The following is a 17851-nucleotide window of genomic DNA, read 5'->3' as shown; positions in this document are numbered from 1 at the left end:
AAATGATTATGGAAAATTATCAAAAAAAAGTGATGCGTTCTGTATTTACGGTAAAGCAGAAGTCTTTTATAACACCTCATTATATTCGTGTAGTTTTTGAGGTAACCAATGAGCAATTAGATTTGCTTGCGAATGTAAAACCCGGATCTAATAACAAAATATATATTTCGCCCAAAGGGATGAATCTTATTTATTTTACGAATAAAGAGAGTAGTGTTTTACCGGAACTTTTGCCCGTAATGAGAACGTATACAACAAGAAGTATCGATTTTGAAAAGAAAGAACTAAGTATTGATTTTGTAGCTCACAGCGACAATGGCCCAGCATCTGCCTGGGCACAAAAAGCCGAAGCAGGAGATATTTTGGGTATAGCAATGAAAGAAAGTATAAGAGATTTGGTTCCTCAGGCTAATGAATTTCTTTTAATAGGCGATGCGACGGCACTTCCGGTAATGGGAAGTATTTTAGAACAGCTCCCAAAAGACGTACATGTAAAGGCAGTATTGGAAGTACACGGAAAAAAAGACAGGATTAATTTTACTTCTCAGGCCAATGTAAGTATCGATTGGGTATATAATAAGCATCCTGAAAAAGGAAGTGAGCTGGCAAAGTTTATAAAGAGAGTCCTGCTTCCTGATACCAAAACGAAAAGATTTGCTTTTGTAGCAGCAGAATACAGTACCGTAAAAACGTTAAGAAGTTATTTTAAAGAAGAAAAAGGCTGGGACAAAAGCGAATTTACAGCTTCGGCATATTGGAAAGCAGGAAAATCCGAAAGCGAATCTGTAACAGAACGCAGAGAAGAAAAACAAGATTAGACTTATTTTTGTAGTAAGTGAAATATTAAAACAGGCAAAAGAGAATTTTTCCTTTTGCCCGTTTTTTTATGATATAAGTAGAAAGTATATTTTGCTATCTTTATAAAATAATTTTATAATCATGACGATACAGCAATTAAAATATATTGTAGCATTAGATGAAGAACGCCATTTTGCACGAGCGGCAGAAGTTTGTATGGTTACACAACCCGGACTTACCATTCAGTTAAAAAATCTTGAAGAAGAAATTGGCATTAAAATTTTCGATCGAAATAAAGTTCCGTTAACGCCAACTACACTGGGAACAGAAATCATTAACAAAGCAAAGAAAATACTTCGTGAAGCAGATGAAATCAGGGATTTTGTGGTAAACGAAAAAAACTTATTAGAAGGAGAAGTTAGAGTAGGAGTGATTTCGACTTTATCTCCTTATTTGATTCCGTTGTTTATAAAGGCGATGAAAGAGGCAACTCCCAAAGTGCATTTTATTATAAGAGAAGCCAATACGGGACAATTGATGAAAGAATTGGAAACGGGTTCATTAGATGTGGTTTTGATGGCAACACCAACTGGAAACCCTAATTTAATTGAACATCCTATTTTTAAAGAGCCTTTTGTAGCCTATTTAAACGAACATCACCCAATGGCGAATAATGAGTTTTATGAACTTCAGCCGGGCGATAAAACCGAATTATTGTTGCTTCATAGTGAGTTTTGCTACAACGCCCAATTGCTGGATATCTGCGGAATCAAATCTCCGGGAAAATTAAAAGAGCAATTTACCTATGATATTAGTTCAATCGAAACCTTGAAAAATCTGGTTCGTGCTCAATTGGGATTTGCCATTATACCGGAACTTTCTATTTTAAACGAAAATTACTCAGGACTTTTTAAACCTTTTAAGGAACCGAAACCCGTAAGAGAAATCAGTTTGGTTGTTTCTGATTCCTTTTCGAAAAAACTATTGCTCGAAAAAATGAATGAAGCGATCTGGAATTGCCTTCCGGATTCCTTAAAGAAAGATTTTGCTTATCGAAAAATACGCTGGAACGATTCGCCTTATTTTGCCAAATCGGTTAGTGATTATATAAAATCACATTCAAAAGCTTAAAATAAATTCCAAAATATAAATTCCAATTCTAAAGAGAAATTCCAAATAAAAAAATTCCAAATTCCAAATTGAACGTAAGCCAATTGGAATTTGGAATTTAAAAAATTGGAATTTAATTTTAATTTATTTTTTAGAAGCAGCAATTATCACTTTTGCTACAGCCTCTGGTTGAGAAATAAACACCACGTGACTTCCTTTTATTTCTGTAATTTTTGTATTCGAACGTTTGTACATAGCGCGTTCTATTTCAGGAGATATACTTTTGTCTTCAGTTGCTACAATTCCGTACGAAGGTTTATTTCTCCAGGCTGCTTTTGTAATAGGAGTTCCAAATCCTTTTGCGTAGAAAGCGCCTTGAGAAGCATACATAAAATCTGCGTCTTCTTTGCTGATATCTCCAGCAAAACCGGCATGAAATTTAGCTTTATCATAATAAACCACTCCTTTGTCATCAGGGCTTAAAACACCATTTTCAGGAGCTGGAGGAGCAGTCATTAACCATTGCACAGAAGTTTCTCCATTATCAGGCTGTAAAGCTGCTACATAAACCAAAGCCGCTACTTTTGGATGATTTCCGGCTTCTGTAATTACAGTACCACCCCAGGAATGTCCTACCAAAATTGTTGGTCCGTCTTGTTTGTCTAGGGCTAAATTAGTTACTCTCACATCATCTTCAAGAGAACTTAAAGGGTTTTGAACGATGGTAACGTTATATCCTTTTTTACTTAATACCTGATATAAACCTTTCCATCCTGAACCGTCAGCGAATGCACCGTGTACTAATACAACGTTTTTAATTTGTGAAGGCGTAGTTTGCGCATTAGAGCTTGCTGTTGCAAATAAGAAACTAAAAATAAGTACTGCGAACATGAAATAACGATTCAATTGTTCTTTTAATGCTATTGTTTTCATAATTGTATGTTTTTAAATTTTGTGAATAGAAATCCCAATTTTCTAAATTGCTTTTTTGTTAGCTTCTGTCTGATCTTAAATTCAATTATGAATCAGAAAGTAAACAAAATAGACTTACTTGGAATTTGGAATTTTAGAATTGGAATTTATTTTTAATTAGTTTAATGTTACTGATAAAGTAATTTCAGTATTTAATAATTTTGAGATTGGACAAATTTCTTTGGCTTTTTGTGCTGCTTTCTGAAAATCTTCTTCTGTAATTCCGGGAACTTTTCCGTTAAGGATTAACTGGATCAAAGTGATTGTTCCGTCTTCAAAAGTAACTTTTGCTTCAGTACTTAAATCTTCCGCAATAAATCCAGCTTCAGAAAGTAAAAAGCTTAGCTGCATGGTAAAACAGCCAGAATGTGCCGCTGCAATTAATTCTTCAGGATTGGTTCCTACACCTTCTTCAAAACGGGTTTTAAAAGATAATTGGGCATTGTCTAAAGTGGTGCTTTGAGTACTAATAGTACCTTTTCCTTCCATTCCTGTACCTTTCCAGTTTGCGTTTGCTCTTCTTGTAAATTTCATGATCTTAATTTTTAAGTTATTTATTTAATGATTCAAATCGTTTGTTTGATTTTGATGAGACAAATTTATGGTGATAGTTATTATTAATCAAATTAATAATTTTTAACACTTATAAAATTAATTTATAATATAGAAAGGTTAAGCTTATAATGAGCTTGATTTCCTTGGGTTTATGGAATATTATTACTCTCTTGAAGCGTTAAAGCAGAATAAAAAAAAGGACATTAAATATTTAAATGTTTTTACACTTAAGTATTCAATGTCCTTTAAAATTAAATAAATATCAAATCTGTCTACCAGAGTAGAGGATGGCTGTATAAAGAATAGTTTGATCTAAATTACAAACTGGCTGTATTTAATAAAGAAAGATCTTCTGTATCCAGTTGTATTGTAGTTGCGTTTATTAACTCCTTTAGTTGCTCTGGATTTGTTGCACTAACTATAGGTGCTGAAATTTCAGGTTGGTGCATGATCCACGCCAATGCAATTGTTCCCGGAACAGCATGATGTTTTGAAGCTACAGTATCAAGTGCTTTTAGAATTTGAAATCCTTTTTCGTTTAAATATTTCTCTACGAATGCACCTCTTTTACTGTCTTTCAGATCGCTTTGAACACGGTATTTTCCGCTTAAGAAACCGCTTGCCAAAGAAAAATAGCTAATAACACTTAAATTATTTTTTCCGGTAATTGGCCTTATATTATCTTCAAAATCATGACGATCGTATAAATTATATTCCGGTTGAAAGGTTTGATAAGCGGGAAGATTATTGTTCTTGCTAATGATAAGAGACTCCTCTAAACGTTCAGGCGTAAAGTTTGAAGCGCCAATTATCCTCACTTTTCCGGCTTTAATTAAAGTATCATAAGCATCCAGAGTTTCTTCGATAGGAGTAGACAGATCATCATAATGCGATTGATACAAATCTATATAATCGGTTTGAAGTCTTTTTAATGAATCTTCGGCAGCCTGAATAATATAATTTTTACTTAAGCCTTTTTTAGTTTCAGAGAATTCGGCACCTACTTTTGTAGCCAGAATAATTTTGTCTCTTTTGCCGGATTCTTTCAGCCATTTTCCAATCGCCAACTCCGATTCTCCACCTTGGTGACCTTGTACCCATTTTGAGTAAACGTCTGCCGTATCTAAGGTATTAAATCCTGCATCTGTAAATTGATTTAACAAATTTTCTGTCATTTTTTGATCTGTAGTCCAACCAAATACATTGGTTCCAAATACTAGTGGGGCAATTTCAATAGTAGAATTGCCTAATTTTTTATTTTGTATCATAATTTTTAAATTTTACTCAAAAGTAATTATTTAATGAACTTTTGTATTTGTAAATAGTAAAAAATGTAAATTTGTTCATTATATATGAACTTATGAATCAGTCGGTCAAAAAAACATTTCAAATTTTAGAATATATCGCTTCAAGTGGCAATTTCGTAAGGCTTAACGACGTGGCAAAGGCTTTGGATCTAAAGAAAAATTCTGTTCACAGTTTTTTAGACAGTCTAAAACAACTGGGCTATTTAGAACAAGATGATGTAAGTCCGAGATACCGAATAACATCAAAACTGGAATGTTTGTATGCTCCTTTATTATCTATTAATGAACTCAAAAGTGAGTTGAGGCCTATTTTAGAAAAAATAACCCAGCTTACCAATGAATCTTCTTATCTCGCGGTACAAATGGGATCTTATTACAGACATGAACTTAAATGCGAACCCAACAGGGCTGTAAAAATCACCCTTAATACGGGAAAGGAGTACGAAATGGCCACTACGGCTATAGGAAAATCATTTCTTGCTTTCTCAGCCCATTTGCAAACCAATTTAAGTAAACAATATACTCCCGAACTGGTAAGCACAATTGAAACTGAAATTAAAACCATAATAAAATCGGGTTATGCTTTGGATGTTCAGGCGTATGATCCTGATTTGAATTGCGTTGCCATGCCTATATTTTACAAAAATAAACCCATAGCAGTACTTTGCGTTTCGGGTCCTTCGTTTAGATTTAAAGAACCACAATTTATAGAATCTCTACGTATAATGGAATCCCTGATTAAGGAACATGGAAAATACGACAGTAAAATGAACATTAGCTAGACATAAATTCTTGTTTTATTTTTCATCAATAATGACCACTTTTTCAAAACGTCCGTGATGACTTATTGAAACGTCTTTTAAAATATTTAATTCGGGTTGAGACAAAAAAGGTATTCCATTTTTATCTTTGATAATGTCTTTTTTCTCAATCTCTATTACATTATTCAAATGATCTGCGCTGGTAACGGCTATGGTATGTAAATGATCTTTTGAAATCATAGTTTTTGTGTAATAAACATTCTCAAGGCAAATTACTTTTCCTGTAACATAATGTTCATTTTTTGAGATGATACTACAAGCGAGCTTTTGAGGAATATATTGCCTTATTTTGGTTTGCCGGTTATAGATTTTATAGGCTGCTTCTTTCATGCTCCAAAGCAGCCAAATCAGGATTTCCGGATCTGATGTTTGTGATAATAGCAATTGCTCGGTAGGGGTAAAGAGTTTTTCAACAAAACCTTTCCGCCGCCAATTGCTTTTCTGGCGAGATTGCAATATATCTATGACATCGTTACCAATCATTTTGCAGCGAGCTTGGCAGAGATAATTTCGACCGAAGTTTTTACATCAAGCATTCGTTCCATATCAGTGTTATCAATAACGACATCAAATGCTTCTTCGATATCCAGAATAATGTCTACCAGGTTAGCTGAATTAATACTCAAATCATTGATAAAATCAGTATCTTCGGTAAGGTTGTCATAAGCTTCGGTATTGGTCGTGTAAGGCTTTATGATCACTTTCAATTTTGCTATAAGTTCTTCTTTATTCATATTAATTTTCAAATTTTTTAAAGATTATACAGGCATTTACATCACCAAAACCAAAACTGGCTTTAGCAATTATATTCAGATTTTTATCGATTGTTTTTAAAGGCACTTTTGATGCATCAATCAAGGCGGTAATTTCAGGATGAAGATCTTCGCAATTAGTATTTCCAAATAAAAATCCTTCATGAAGCTGCAGCACCGTAGCAACACTTTCGATACTTCCGGCGGCGCTAAGACAATGTCCAGTCATGCTTTTTAAGGAATTGATATACGGAAAATGAGTTCCCTTTCGATCTAAAGCTTTAGTCCAGTTTTCGATTTCGAGACTGTCTTTTGTAGTGGCTGTAAGATGGCCGTTTATGGCATCAATTTCAGTTGCAGAAATTCCTGCATTTTGTATTGCATCAGTAATACAGCGCTGAACCGCAGTACTGTTAGGAGCGGTCATGCTTCCGTTACCGCGTTGTCCGCCGGAGTTTACATTTCCTCCCAATATTTCGGCATAAATGGTTGCGCCTCGTTTTAAAGCACTTTCAAGATCTTCGATCACTAAAGCTCCGGCACCGCTTCCGGGAACAAATCCTGCTGCACCGGCACTCATAGGTCTTGAACCTTGTTCGGGAGTATCATTATATTTAGAACTGCAAACCCGAAGCGCATCAAAACCTGCCCAGATATACGGACCGCTATCGCCGGTGCTTCCTGCTAATATGCGTTTTGCCTGTCCGGCTTGTATACGGTCGTAAGCCATCATAATAGCTTCGGTTCCTGTCGCGCAGGCTGATGAATTTGTGGTAACCTGATTGCCTAAAGCAAGTTTACCACCAAGATAAGCGCTAATACCGCTATTCATAGTTTGTGCCACAACAGTGCTGCCCAGTCGGCGAACTTGTAATTCATCTATTTTATAAATGCTTTCGCGAAATTTATCGATCCCTGATGTTCCTGATCCAAAAATGGTTCCGCTGTCCCAATCCGGTTCTTCGTTATTTTCGATTGATAATCGGGCATTTCTCCAGGCTTCGATTCCGGCAATAACACCGTATAAAATTCCTGTACTACTAAAACCACGAAGTTCTAATTCTGTAAAATACTGCAATTTTAGCTCCTCTGAAATGGGTGGCTGACCGGCAATCTGACAAGAAAATTGCAATTCCTGTAATTGTGCATCATGACGAATTCCCGAAATACTATTTCTTAGTGAATAGGTAAACGCAGGAATTCCAACCCCGTTTGGAGCCGCTACACCAAGGCCTGTTATAACAACTCTTTTGCTCATAATTTCGTTGTGATCATTCCGGATAAAACACCTTTACAAACTTCTTGTCCGGCTTGGTTTGTCATAATAACATCGCATTTAAGTTTTCCGAACCTGAAAAATATTTTTTGTGATGTAACAGTTACTTTTTCATTTGGATACACGGGTTTTAAATAATGCATATCTGCTGAAGTAAAAGCGACTACTGTATCTTTATTGAAGCTATCCTTTAATAAATAGATACCCAGACAAACCATGCCTATTTGCGCCATTGTCTCGGTTAAAATAACACCCGGGGTTACCGGATTTCCATTAAAATGACCTTTGTAAAAATCAAGATCCTCACTGTAGGTATAAGTTCCCGTAATGCTGTTTTCATCTACATGCAGCAATTCATCTACAAATAGAAAAGGTTTACTGTAAGGTAACTGCGCTAAAATATTTTCTAAAGTCATAATTTGTTTCGTTTAATACGTTGATGTTTTTTGAACGCGGATAAAACGGATTTACTTTGTAAAGACGCGGATAAAAGCGGATTTTTTTTAATTTGAATCAAACAAAATTTCAATATAAAATCCGTTTTAATCTGCGTTTTGGCTTTAGCGAATCAGTAAAATCCGCGTCTCATTTTATATAACAATATTCAAATTCAGTTAGTTAAAATTACCATTGCAACAAAACACGCTGTGCCGAAAATCCGGGGCCAAAACTCAGCATTAATCCCTTTTCTCCCGGTTTTGGTTTTTCGTCCATAATTTGTTCTAAAACATATAATACTGTTGCGCTCGACATATTTCCGTATTGTTTCAAGACTTCTTTGGTAGCATCGATATTTTTACCTAATCCTGAGAAAAGAGCTTCTACGGTGGTGACTATTTTTTTACCTCCGGGATGAAAAATCATATGATCTATATCTTTTATTTCTAAATTATTTTTCTTCAAAAAAGGATGAATAATATCTCCAAAATGATAAGAAATCGTATCCGGAACTTCAATATCCAATACCATTTGCAAACCGGAATTAGTCAGTTTGAAACCCATCATATGTTCGGCATCATAAAAATGATACATTTTCTCATTTAGTATTTCAGGACCATAATCTTCCTCATAGGATGATAAGAGACAACAAGCAGCTCCATCACCAAAAATCGCAGCACTTACAATATTAGGCATCGAAAAATCATTGAGCTGAAAAGTTGCCGTTGGAGATTCTACTGCTATTACTGCCGCACGTTTTCCGGGATTGGCTTTCAGGAAATTCTTTGCATATATAATACCTGATATTCCGGCTGCACAGCCCATTTCGGTTACAGGAAGCCTTACAATATCCTGCTTGAGTTTCATTTTATTAATAAGATAAGCATCCAGAGACGGAATCATTATTCCTGTGCAACTTACTGTAATAATATAATCCAGTGTCTGCGGATCCCAGCCTGCTTTATTAAGTGCTTTTTCTAATACTTGTTCACCTAGAATAATCACTTCGCGGCTGTAAATATCATTTTTATCTTCAAAGGAAGTGGCTGTAAAAACTTCTTCGGGATCCATTATAGAGTAGCGTTTGTCTACAGCTGCACCTTCAAAAATCTTTTTTACTTTTTTGATGAAACGTTCGTCCTTATCCTTTAGCCACACATCCAAAAACGGAAGTATGTCTGCTGTTGCACGCGAATATTTGGGTAGTTGCTTGGCAACCGATATAATTTTTACACTCATTTTTTAGCAATTATCCATTGGTAACGAAAAGCCCATTTCCAGTTTATGGTATAGTTTTTTAAATCTAATTTTTTAGAGAAGTTCTCCAGTTCTTTTTTCTTAAAACCTCTTAATATAGAGATCAGCCCATCTTCGCGAGACATTTTATTTAATTTAAAAACAGCACACACCTTTTCAAAAAGTCGATACGCTAATTTGCTGCGGTGCAAATCGTTAATAACAATACCAATGTTGGCATTGTTATTAAAGGTAGTCATTATATTTAATATTTGGTCGTTGTCAAAATGGTGCAGGGTAAGGGTACATAAAACAATATCATATTGAATAGCATTGAAATCTTCGCTGAAAATATCGACACATAAATAGTCAATATTAGCATATTCAGTTGATAATTCTTTGGCATACTTTATAGTAAAAGCATTTGCATCTATACCAATAAGTTTAAGATTCAGGTTGTTTTTCTGGCCGTATTTCGCGAGCATACGCAGCATATCTCCGTTACCGCAGCCTATATCTGCAATTGTTATTGTTTTAGCAGGATCCGATTTTCTTAGTAATATTTTCAGTCCGTGCAGCGTGAGTTTATTACCGCCTAATAACCTGTTAATACTGGCAATTTTGTCCAATGCTTCCTGTAATTCTTTCCCTTCCAGAAAAAAATCATCCATTATCTCCGTTTCCTGTGTTCTGTATGTAGTATTTATGGTCATTTAATCAATTGCTATTGGTTTGCCGTGCGTTTGTTTAATTATTGCGGGTAATAGGCTAGGTAAGGCTACTGTGATGGCAACGAGGGTATTGGTAATGGTTTTGTTTCTTAAAACTTTAGCCAAAAGCCTTCCCATAAACAAGCGTTTACCAAAATGTTTTTTCCACTGTTGTGTATAGTTTTTTTCTAATTCTTCTCGTGATGTTATCTTTCCGGAATAATAATCTAATACTAATTCTGATGCGATTTTGGCGCTGTGTATGGCCATTGCCATTCCGTTGCCACACAAAGGATGAATAAGTCCAGCTGTATCACCAATCATTACAATATGGTTTTCTACAGGTTGTTTTTTATCAAAAGAGATCTGACTTATGGTAAGAGGTTTATCAAAAAGAAGCGTACTGTTTTCAAATACAGCTTTAAGATGTTTGTTTTTATACAATACATTCTGCTGGTATTCTTCGATGTTTTTATATTGTTTAAAGGTCGCATAATCGGCCAGATAACAAATATTGATAATATCATTCTCTACTTTCGAAACACCGCAATAACCGCCTTTAAAATTATGCAATGCCACAACATCATTGGCAAAATCACCATAATAATGAGCTTTCACCGCTAACCATGGTGACTTTTTTATGAAAAAATCCCGTGATAATACCTGATCGATATTGGATCGTTTGCCAAAAGCGCCCAATACTATTTTGGCTGATAAAACCTGATTGGCAGTAGTGATCGTAAAGAGATCATTATCGAAAGAAATATCGGTAACCATTTCCATTATAATATTGCAGCCGTTTGTTACTGCTTTTTGATATAAAAAGTTATCCAACTGATACCTGCTGATCCCAAAACCACCTAACGGAAGATTTGCCCAAGCTGTTTTTCCCTTACGTGTTGTAAACTCGAATTTATTGATAGTGGTAGGAAGTAATTTTGAAATATCGGCCTTAAGCCAATAAAGATAAGGTAAGATTTCGTTCGAGACATATTCGCCGCATACTTTATGGCGCGGATAAGCAGATTTCTCTATTAATGTTACCGTTAATCCTTTTTGAGACAGATGTAAAGCGCTCGCCAAACCGGCAAGACCGCCTCCAATAATAACTACATCTGAATTTGTTTTCATACTAAGCAATTTAGCTATTATATCTCAAATATTTAATACATTTTATATTAAAATTGCTTAAAATTTGCAACGATAAATCTGGTTCGTACAGAATTGTTTACTACAAAGATCAAGAACTTGTTAATTCTTTAATTACATAATTTTATTTCTTCCTTATAAAATTACAGCTTTATTATGTTCATTTTTTAGGTTTAATAACGATGTAAAAACAAAAAAGCGGGAAGTTTAAATCTTCACGCTTTTTTAAATTATAAACTGGCATTCCAAGTGGCACCGCTAATATCTGTTAAAGTCAGTGTATAGGTACTTTTTTCAAAAGCCCATTTATTATCTATCGGAATCCGTATTGTTGCTTTCGATCCCAGCGGGATCACTAAACTATGTTTGCCGGGTTTTATTTTGGATACATAATAATTCGATATTGTTTGAGGAGACAGTTGGGCTAAATCACTTCCGTCTAATTGTAAAAGGTGTTTTCCTGATTCGTTTTTTAGTGAAATTCCAATTAAAAACGAACCATAAACATCCACTCCTTCTACGCGAAAAACATCAAAACTTACTTCGTTGGGATCAATTTTTAAATTATTGATTTCAAGTTTTGGTTTTACAGATTTATTATGAAGCTTTCCGTAAACGCCACCATGAAAATATTGGTTGGTAAATAAGGTAAGTCCAAAGATAGAAAAGGCAATAACTAAAAGGATCTGTTTATGAGATCCCAGATTTAGTTCTCCGCAACCCAATAATCTAAACCATTTTGTTTGGGTAAAAGCTAAATTTTTGGCTATAAAATAACCGTCAAGAGAAAGGTAATTACTTCCGGTTAAAAACAAGGTGAATCCTGAGGCTAATCCTAAAATTCCAATTTGCCATTCGTCCAGGCAAGTGGTCCCGATCCAGCCGGAAGCCAATAAGATTCCTAAGGCAAGCAGGAAAACACCAATACTCATCAATCGTGTAAAGAGACCTAAAATAAGGGCTAAGCCAACGATTCCTTCGATAATTGTAAAAGAGACCATATTGATCCATAAAGCATCAGGATGTGTTACCAGATATTCTATAACAGGTTTTATACCAAGTGCATTAGGTAAAAAGTGATTGAACTTTTCGCCTATATATCCGGCTTCTTCGGGGATTAATTTGTTTTCGAGGATAAGTCGCCTCCAAAAGGCCGAAAAATAAGTCCAGCCTACGATTAAACGTAAGGCCAGCGGAACAAGAGAGTTCACGTCAAATGTTTTTTGATGTTGCATGATATTATAAAATTTACAAAAGTATAAAAATTGTTTAAGCAGTGTATAAAACCACTTGTGGCGCAATCTTTAGTTTTTTAAATACTATAAAAATAGGAGGGAAGCTTACTGAACGTTTATTGAATTCGAAAGCAGGATGAATGGTAAGTGTAGTGGAAACTTTGTTTTGTTTTGTTTGAAAACTAAAGCACTTTAATTTGGGTACGACAGGTGTTTGTGGTATAGAAAATGATTTTTTTGATGTAATTTCTTTATAAAGAAAGCTTACCGTACAAACTCCCTGAGCGGGCAATTGCGTCAGGCTTTTTTGAGAAAGTTCGACAGACCCGATTCCTGCAAAATGCAGTACAGATTTTTTAATATGGCAATTAGAAAAAGCATAAACTAACCCTACTAAAAGCATAAGCTGCTTTAGGCGCTTTAAGAAAATAAGGGGTTTTTGAAATTTCATTTTATAAAAATAGTGCTTTTAAAATAAACTTTGCCGTCTATACTTATTTTAACTCATATGTCTTTGCTTTTGTACCATGATCTAATTGTTTTTTCTCCTGGTTTTCTTTTTGAAGATAAGTAATAAAAGTTAGGGGAGAAACTCCGGTAACTTTTTTAAAGGTAATTGTAAATCTGCTATGCGATAAAAAACCGCATTGATCGGCAAGATAGCTTATTTTATATTTTAAATAATTAGGATCATTTTTGAGTCGGTTAATAATATAATTGATTCGAAGTTCATTGATATAGCTGGCAAAATCCTTTGATTTATGCTTGTTAATAACATACGATAGATAGCGATGGTTAATACTAAGTTCAGCAGCTACAGAATTTAAGGAAATGTCTTTGTTGAGATATAAATCAGATTTTTCAAACTGCTTTATGCTTTCTAAAATTGCGCTTTCAGTTGCCTCAGACATGTATTCTTTAGGAACTTCTTTTTTCGGAGAAATCTTAACTTCGGTTTCTGTCTGGTTCTCAATTTTGGTAATGAATTTTTTAATTTTATTATAATCCTGTCTCCTTTTAAATATATAAATGCTAATGATAATTAAAACAATAAGTATACAGCTGCCAATAATAAGGTACTTGCTTTTTTGATATTCAGAATGGATATCAAACTGTTTTTTGCGTAGTGTTTTTATTAAATCATCAGCTATAACTTTTCGGCTTTGCTCTTCATCTTTATTTAGCGTAAGATTCAGTTCATTATAAGTTATGTATTTTTTGTTGTCGGTTTTTTTATAAAACTCCAACAATGAATTATAGACTTCCTGCTTTAATATAAAAAAATTGGAATCTTCTGCTATTTGTTCTGCTGTTTTGTAATTTGAAAGCGCATTTTTAAAATCGCTCTTTGCTGTATAGGCATTTGCAAGACCATTATATATAAATCCTTTTAGAGGACTGTTTGGTGATTGTGATGATTCGAGTTCTTTTTTGGCTTTGTTAAAATAAAAAAATGCAGAATCGACGTTATGCAATAACAGAAAGTTTTTGGCAATAAGTTCATTATTGACAGCTGTTTGAAAGTTAATGTCAATACCGGCTCCGGCTTTTTTAAATAATTGATTGCCTTTTTTAAGATGTTCAATGGCTTTTGTAAAATTCGAAGAGTACATGTCGTAATAGGCTATTTCCTGAGACAAGTTGCCCTGAAACTTATACATGTCTGTTTTGTCTTTAATTTTCTTACTGATATTTACAGCTCTCTGCAAGTGTATTTTTCCTAAACTATAGATTTCGAATTCGCGGTAAAGTGTTGATAAAAAGCCGTTTATTCTTGCCTGCATATTGTAATTCTTGTCCATTACTGCCAGACTGTCTGCGCGTTTTAATGCAGCAACAGCTTCATTTCGTATGCCGTACTGACGCAAAAGCGTTGCTCTAAGCATACTGGATTTGATTCGTTGCGAATTATTATTTGAAATCTTATAAAGATAATCGGTATTGCTTAAAGCTTTCTTTGGATTTGAACTCAGCAATACCTGAGATGTTTCTGAAAAAACACTGTCAAATTTTGAACCTTGTGCAGAGCTTAAGTCAGGAAAAACCACAGCTATAAATAGAATAAGAATACGTTTTAGGTGCATGTAAATAAATTGTAATTAAAAGGTTGTATGGTGATGATTTTTTTTAATGACTTTTCGCTTCATTGATAAAGTTATGTCAATTTTTAAGAAAAATACTATGATTTTTATGAATGTGGTGTATCAAATCATTATGCTGGGAAAAGTAGTTATTTTTTTTGATAAAAGCCGAGACTTTCCGAAATAGTAACAACTTATAATCATTAAGTTACAAAATAAGTCAGGACAAATGTTGTTGAGAATAACTTCTGTTTTTAGTGCTAAATCATAGATAATTTCAAAAACGAAAATCTTAGCAAGGATATTTTTTTGGCAGATTTTTTATTAATAAACTTCAGAAGAAGACCATTTATTTTCTTTATAAAAAATGCTCTTTGCGCTATTTTTTTGTAATCAAAATTGATTCTTTTTGTCATAATGATCTAATAATTCTCAAGTAAACCGCATGTAATTATTTTTTTAATCGTGATTATGGCTGAAATGCCAATTCTACTCGTTAAAGTATTTTAAAAATAGTTTAACCGCAAATACCTGTTTGTCAGATGATTCTACTTTTTTTTATGAACGTATATTTTCTCTATTACGTAATCGAGAAAGGAATGCTCCCTTTACGGGTAGCTCTGATCTCTAATTTCGCACCCAAAATCAAATATATCTGGAATAATAATTCAAATGATAACTATGAGAAAAAAATTACCCAAAAAACTACTCTTTTTAATTTTGTTTCTTTTTTTTGTATTTAAAGCAAATGCCCAATACGCAACGAGTCACTACATAGCGCCATCACCTTGGCAGTATTGGAGTGATGCAAATGAAATTGTGCTAACTACCGAATCGACTACAGCAGTCACGGTAACCTTAAAGAAAAGTGATGGAACATTTCTTGCGACCCGCACGCTTACTTCTGCCGCGCCCGATGTATATCGTTTTGTTGGTTCGCCATGGCTATTAAACAGTAACCCTGTTAATACTATTCAGGATGATAGAGGTTTAATAGTAGAAAGTATTGGTGGGAAAGTATCTGTAAATCTTAGAAATGTAGCTTCAGATCAGGCTAGTTCTGGTGGTGGAGATACTACTGGTGCCACCATAAAAGGAAATGCTTCTCTGGTTAGTTTTGGTAATGAGGGCAGGGGAACTTCTTTCCGTTTAGGATATTACAGAAGTATTTTTACAGGTATTACAGGATTTAACGGAGCCGCCAACAGACCTGTTTATTCGGTTATGGCAATTGATGATAATACACAAGTAAAATTAAACGGAGCCAATCTGGTGCTCTTAAATAAAGGACAAAGTTATTTATTTCAACCCAATGGAACAGGAGATTTGCTTGAAGCAAATAAACCGGTAGTAGCCAACACGGGTGCTTATACAGATGCTCCCGGAGGATGTGGTGATGGTGCAGTAGACCAGATGGCTCCGATAAGTATTTTAGGAAATCGATATATAGTAATAAGAGGTAGTGGTACAGCGGGAACAGGTACTAATTTACCTGAACAGTCTACCATAATTGCAACAGAACCTAATACTACAGTTACAGTTGATAATTACAGACCCGATGGAACTTTTATTAACAGAACAACTTTTCCACTTGCAGCTGGTGGTTTTAGATCCATTCATCATGGGGATGCTAATAATCGTTATTCATCATCGATAATAGAGTCTGATAAACCTATTGCGGTGTATTCCGGAACAGCACAATCTTGTGAAGTTGATATTGCTACTGTTCTTCCGGTAGGAGGATGTTCAGGGTCAAAGTGGACTTCAACAAGTCAGTTTAAAGGTTATATACAACAAGTATTACCTTATTTTGGATTTGTACTGGTAGAATCTGGCACCGCCCCTGTTTATGTAAATGGACTCAATATTGAGACAACTACAACTATCCCACGTTTTCAGTTAGGTTCAACAGGAGTTTATTTAATTAGGTTTGAAAACACACAAATTGGGAATCCTGCCAATATTACTGTTAATTCTGCGGCGAGAATGAATGTGGGAATTGTTCAGCAAGGAGGAGGATTCTCGATGTCAGGATTCTTTTCTTCTTTTAATGAAACCCCGGCACTACCCGAAGTTACAAAAGACAGTAATGGTTGTGCCATTAATATTATAACTGCCGATCCGGGATTAGAACCTTATCAATGGTATTTTGACGGAGTGCTGATACCAGGAGCAACAAGCCAGTCTATAGTTCCTTTAAAAACAGGAAACTATTCGATTACAGGAACACGTGATTGTGGGGTTACAGGAAAATCGGCAGCAATATATGTTGCTGTTTGTGGAGATCGTGAAGTCACCAAAACAGTTGCAAACGGATCAGCCGCTAATGAAGTTGTATTTACGGTGGCAGCTAAAAATAACGGACCAAATGAGGACCGAAATGTTGTTGTTACGGATGCTTTACCTTCAGGGTATACTTTTGTTTCAGCTTCCCCAAGCACAGGAACTTATGATCAAAGTACCGGAATTTGGAACATTGGTAATCTTGCCGTTAATGCTGCTGCTGCCTTAAATATTACAGCGACTATAAAAACTACAGGTGGGGTTACCAACACAGCAAGTATAAAAGGTGACAATATTGATCTCACTTTGACCAATGACAGTGATAACGCAACACCTCAAGCTGAATTAAAATTGGTAAAAACAGCCAGAACAGGAGTATTTAATAAAGCCGGAGATGTAATTACTTATGATCTTGTCGTTACGAATACGGGTAAAGTACCGGTATTTAATATCAATATTACAGATGCTAATGCAGATTCGGGAAGTATTTCTCCAGCATTAGTAACAACGCTTCTTCCAGGTGCTTCAACAAATAGTACAGCCACACATACTGTAACACTTGCTGATCTTATAGCCGGTAAAGTTATTAATTCAGCCGAAGCAAAAGGTGTTGACGGTAGTAACAATCCAGTTGAAGATATATCAGGAACAGCTGCAGATAATGATACAGAAACGGAAACGGAAACAAAATCTGTAATTTTTGCAGATAATGATACTGTAAATGCTATTAATGGAAATACAGGAGCAACTAATGTGATTAACATTTTTGCAAATGATAATATAAATGGGAATTCATTTGTTCCTGCAGCCGTTGTTGTAACTTTGGGAACATCAGGTGTCCCTGCCGGATTAACTTTGAATACTGACGGTAGTATTGATGTTGCAGTGGGAACATCGGCCGGAACTTATACATTCGATTATAAGATTTGCCAGGTTGATATTCCTTTAAATTGTGCCGACGCTACTGTTACCGTAATTGTAAACACAATCGATGCTACAAATGATACACCAAGTCCAATCAACGGGACAACTGGCGGAACAATCCCAACTGTTTTTGCAAATGATACATTGGATGGAGTTGCATTTTTACCGGCTGATGTAACACTTACAACTTCGACAACTCTTCCG

Annotated in this window: 17 protein-coding genes; 4 read left to right on the top strand and 13 right to left on the bottom strand. The window is 34.9% G+C overall.

What is annotated here, in order from left to right; genetic code table 11:
* The first annotated feature begins 8 nt into the window (after positions 1-8).
* Both IRZ78_RS08390 and IRZ78_RS08385 read left to right on the top strand, forming a co-directional pair.
* On the top strand, positions 9-818 hold the full coding sequence (locus tag IRZ78_RS08390; RefSeq protein WP_228520411.1) for a siderophore-interacting protein: 810 nt from the start codon (positions 9-11) through the stop codon (positions 816-818).
* A gap of 121 nt (positions 819-939) precedes the next feature.
* The gene (locus tag IRZ78_RS08385; protein ID WP_194616087.1) at positions 940-1929 is read left to right on the top strand and encodes a hydrogen peroxide-inducible genes activator; all 990 of its coding nucleotides are present in this window, start codon (positions 940-942) and stop codon (positions 1927-1929) included.
* 123 nt (positions 1930-2052) lie between these two features.
* Here the strand turns inward: IRZ78_RS08385 and IRZ78_RS08380 are convergent, their stop codons facing one another.
* The 3 genes from IRZ78_RS08380 to IRZ78_RS08370 form a co-directional block, all read right to left on the bottom strand.
* Positions 2053-2841 (bottom strand): alpha/beta hydrolase, encoded by a 789-nt coding sequence (locus tag IRZ78_RS08380; RefSeq protein WP_228520410.1) that lies wholly within the window; start codon positions 2839-2841, stop codon positions 2053-2055.
* Between the two features lie 156 nt (positions 2842-2997).
* Entirely contained in the window at positions 2998-3414 is a 417-nt protein-coding gene (locus IRZ78_RS08375; protein WP_194616086.1) for an OsmC family protein, read from the bottom strand.
* 338 nt (positions 3415-3752) lie between these two features.
* A complete protein-coding gene (locus IRZ78_RS08370) occupies positions 3753-4703 on the bottom strand; it encodes an aldo/keto reductase (protein ID WP_228520409.1) in 951 nt (316 codons plus the stop codon).
* Positions 4704-4774: 71 nt separating this feature from the next.
* On the opposite strand from IRZ78_RS08370, the gene IRZ78_RS08365 reads away from it, so the two are divergent.
* Positions 4775-5524, top strand: a complete 750-nt coding sequence (locus tag IRZ78_RS08365) for an IclR family transcriptional regulator (protein WP_194616085.1) — start codon at positions 4775-4777, stop codon at positions 5522-5524.
* 15 nt (positions 5525-5539) lie between these two features.
* Here IRZ78_RS08365 and IRZ78_RS08360 read toward each other — a convergent pair whose 3' ends face one another.
* The 10 genes from IRZ78_RS08360 to IRZ78_RS08315 all read right to left on the bottom strand — a co-directional run bounded on the left by IRZ78_RS08360 (position 5540) and on the right by IRZ78_RS08315 (position 14443).
* The gene (locus IRZ78_RS08360; protein ID WP_194616084.1) at positions 5540-6046 is read right to left on the bottom strand and encodes a 4'-phosphopantetheinyl transferase superfamily protein; all 507 of its coding nucleotides are present in this window, start codon (positions 6044-6046) and stop codon (positions 5540-5542) included.
* Positions 6043-6297 carry a phosphopantetheine-binding protein gene (locus IRZ78_RS08355; protein WP_194616083.1) on the bottom strand — a complete coding sequence of 85 codons (255 nt, stop codon included), beginning with the start codon at positions 6295-6297 and terminating at the stop codon, positions 6043-6045. The genes IRZ78_RS08360 and IRZ78_RS08355 overlap by 4 nt, the downstream gene beginning before the upstream one ends.
* A gap of 1 nt (position 6298) precedes the next feature.
* Positions 6299-7573: a beta-ketoacyl-[acyl-carrier-protein] synthase family protein gene (locus IRZ78_RS08350; protein ID WP_194616082.1), complete on the bottom strand. Its 1275-nt coding sequence runs from the start codon at positions 7571-7573 to the stop codon at positions 6299-6301.
* Entirely contained in the window at positions 7570-8007 is a 438-nt protein-coding gene (locus tag IRZ78_RS08345) for a 3-hydroxyacyl-ACP dehydratase FabZ family protein (RefSeq protein ID WP_194616081.1), read from the bottom strand. The genes IRZ78_RS08350 and IRZ78_RS08345 overlap by 4 nt, the downstream gene beginning before the upstream one ends.
* A 208-nt stretch (positions 8008-8215) precedes the next feature.
* Positions 8216-9268, bottom strand: a complete 1053-nt coding sequence (locus IRZ78_RS08340; RefSeq protein WP_194616080.1) for a type III polyketide synthase — start codon at positions 9266-9268, stop codon at positions 8216-8218.
* On the bottom strand, positions 9265-9978 hold the full coding sequence (locus tag IRZ78_RS08335) for a methyltransferase domain-containing protein (RefSeq protein ID WP_194616079.1): 714 nt from the start codon (positions 9976-9978) through the stop codon (positions 9265-9267). Before IRZ78_RS08335 ends, IRZ78_RS08340 begins: the two co-directional genes overlap by 4 nt.
* Positions 9979-11106, bottom strand: a complete 1128-nt coding sequence (locus IRZ78_RS08330; protein WP_194616078.1) for an NAD(P)/FAD-dependent oxidoreductase — start codon at positions 11104-11106, stop codon at positions 9979-9981.
* Between the two features lie 248 nt (positions 11107-11354).
* Positions 11355-12359: a TQO small subunit DoxD gene (locus IRZ78_RS08325; RefSeq protein ID WP_194616077.1), complete on the bottom strand. Its 1005-nt coding sequence runs from the start codon at positions 12357-12359 to the stop codon at positions 11355-11357.
* A gap of 34 nt (positions 12360-12393) precedes the next feature.
* Complete coding sequence (locus tag IRZ78_RS08320) at positions 12394-12810, bottom strand: hypothetical protein (protein ID WP_194616076.1); 417 nt, start codon at positions 12808-12810, stop codon at positions 12394-12396.
* Between the two features lie 43 nt (positions 12811-12853).
* A complete protein-coding gene (locus IRZ78_RS08315; protein ID WP_194616075.1) occupies positions 12854-14443 on the bottom strand; it encodes an AraC family transcriptional regulator in 1590 nt (529 codons plus the stop codon).
* 678 nt (positions 14444-15121) lie between these two features.
* On the opposite strand from IRZ78_RS08315, the gene IRZ78_RS08310 reads away from it, so the two are divergent.
* On the top strand, positions 15122-17851 hold a 2730-nt coding region (locus tag IRZ78_RS08310), incomplete at its 3' end, for a DUF11 domain-containing protein (RefSeq protein WP_194616074.1).

The sequence above is a fragment of the Flavobacterium sp. CSZ genome, from assembly GCF_015350725.1.
Taxonomy (GTDB): Bacteria; Bacteroidota; Bacteroidia; order Flavobacteriales; family Flavobacteriaceae; genus Flavobacterium.
This window is presented reverse-complemented; position numbering and strand designations above follow the sequence as displayed.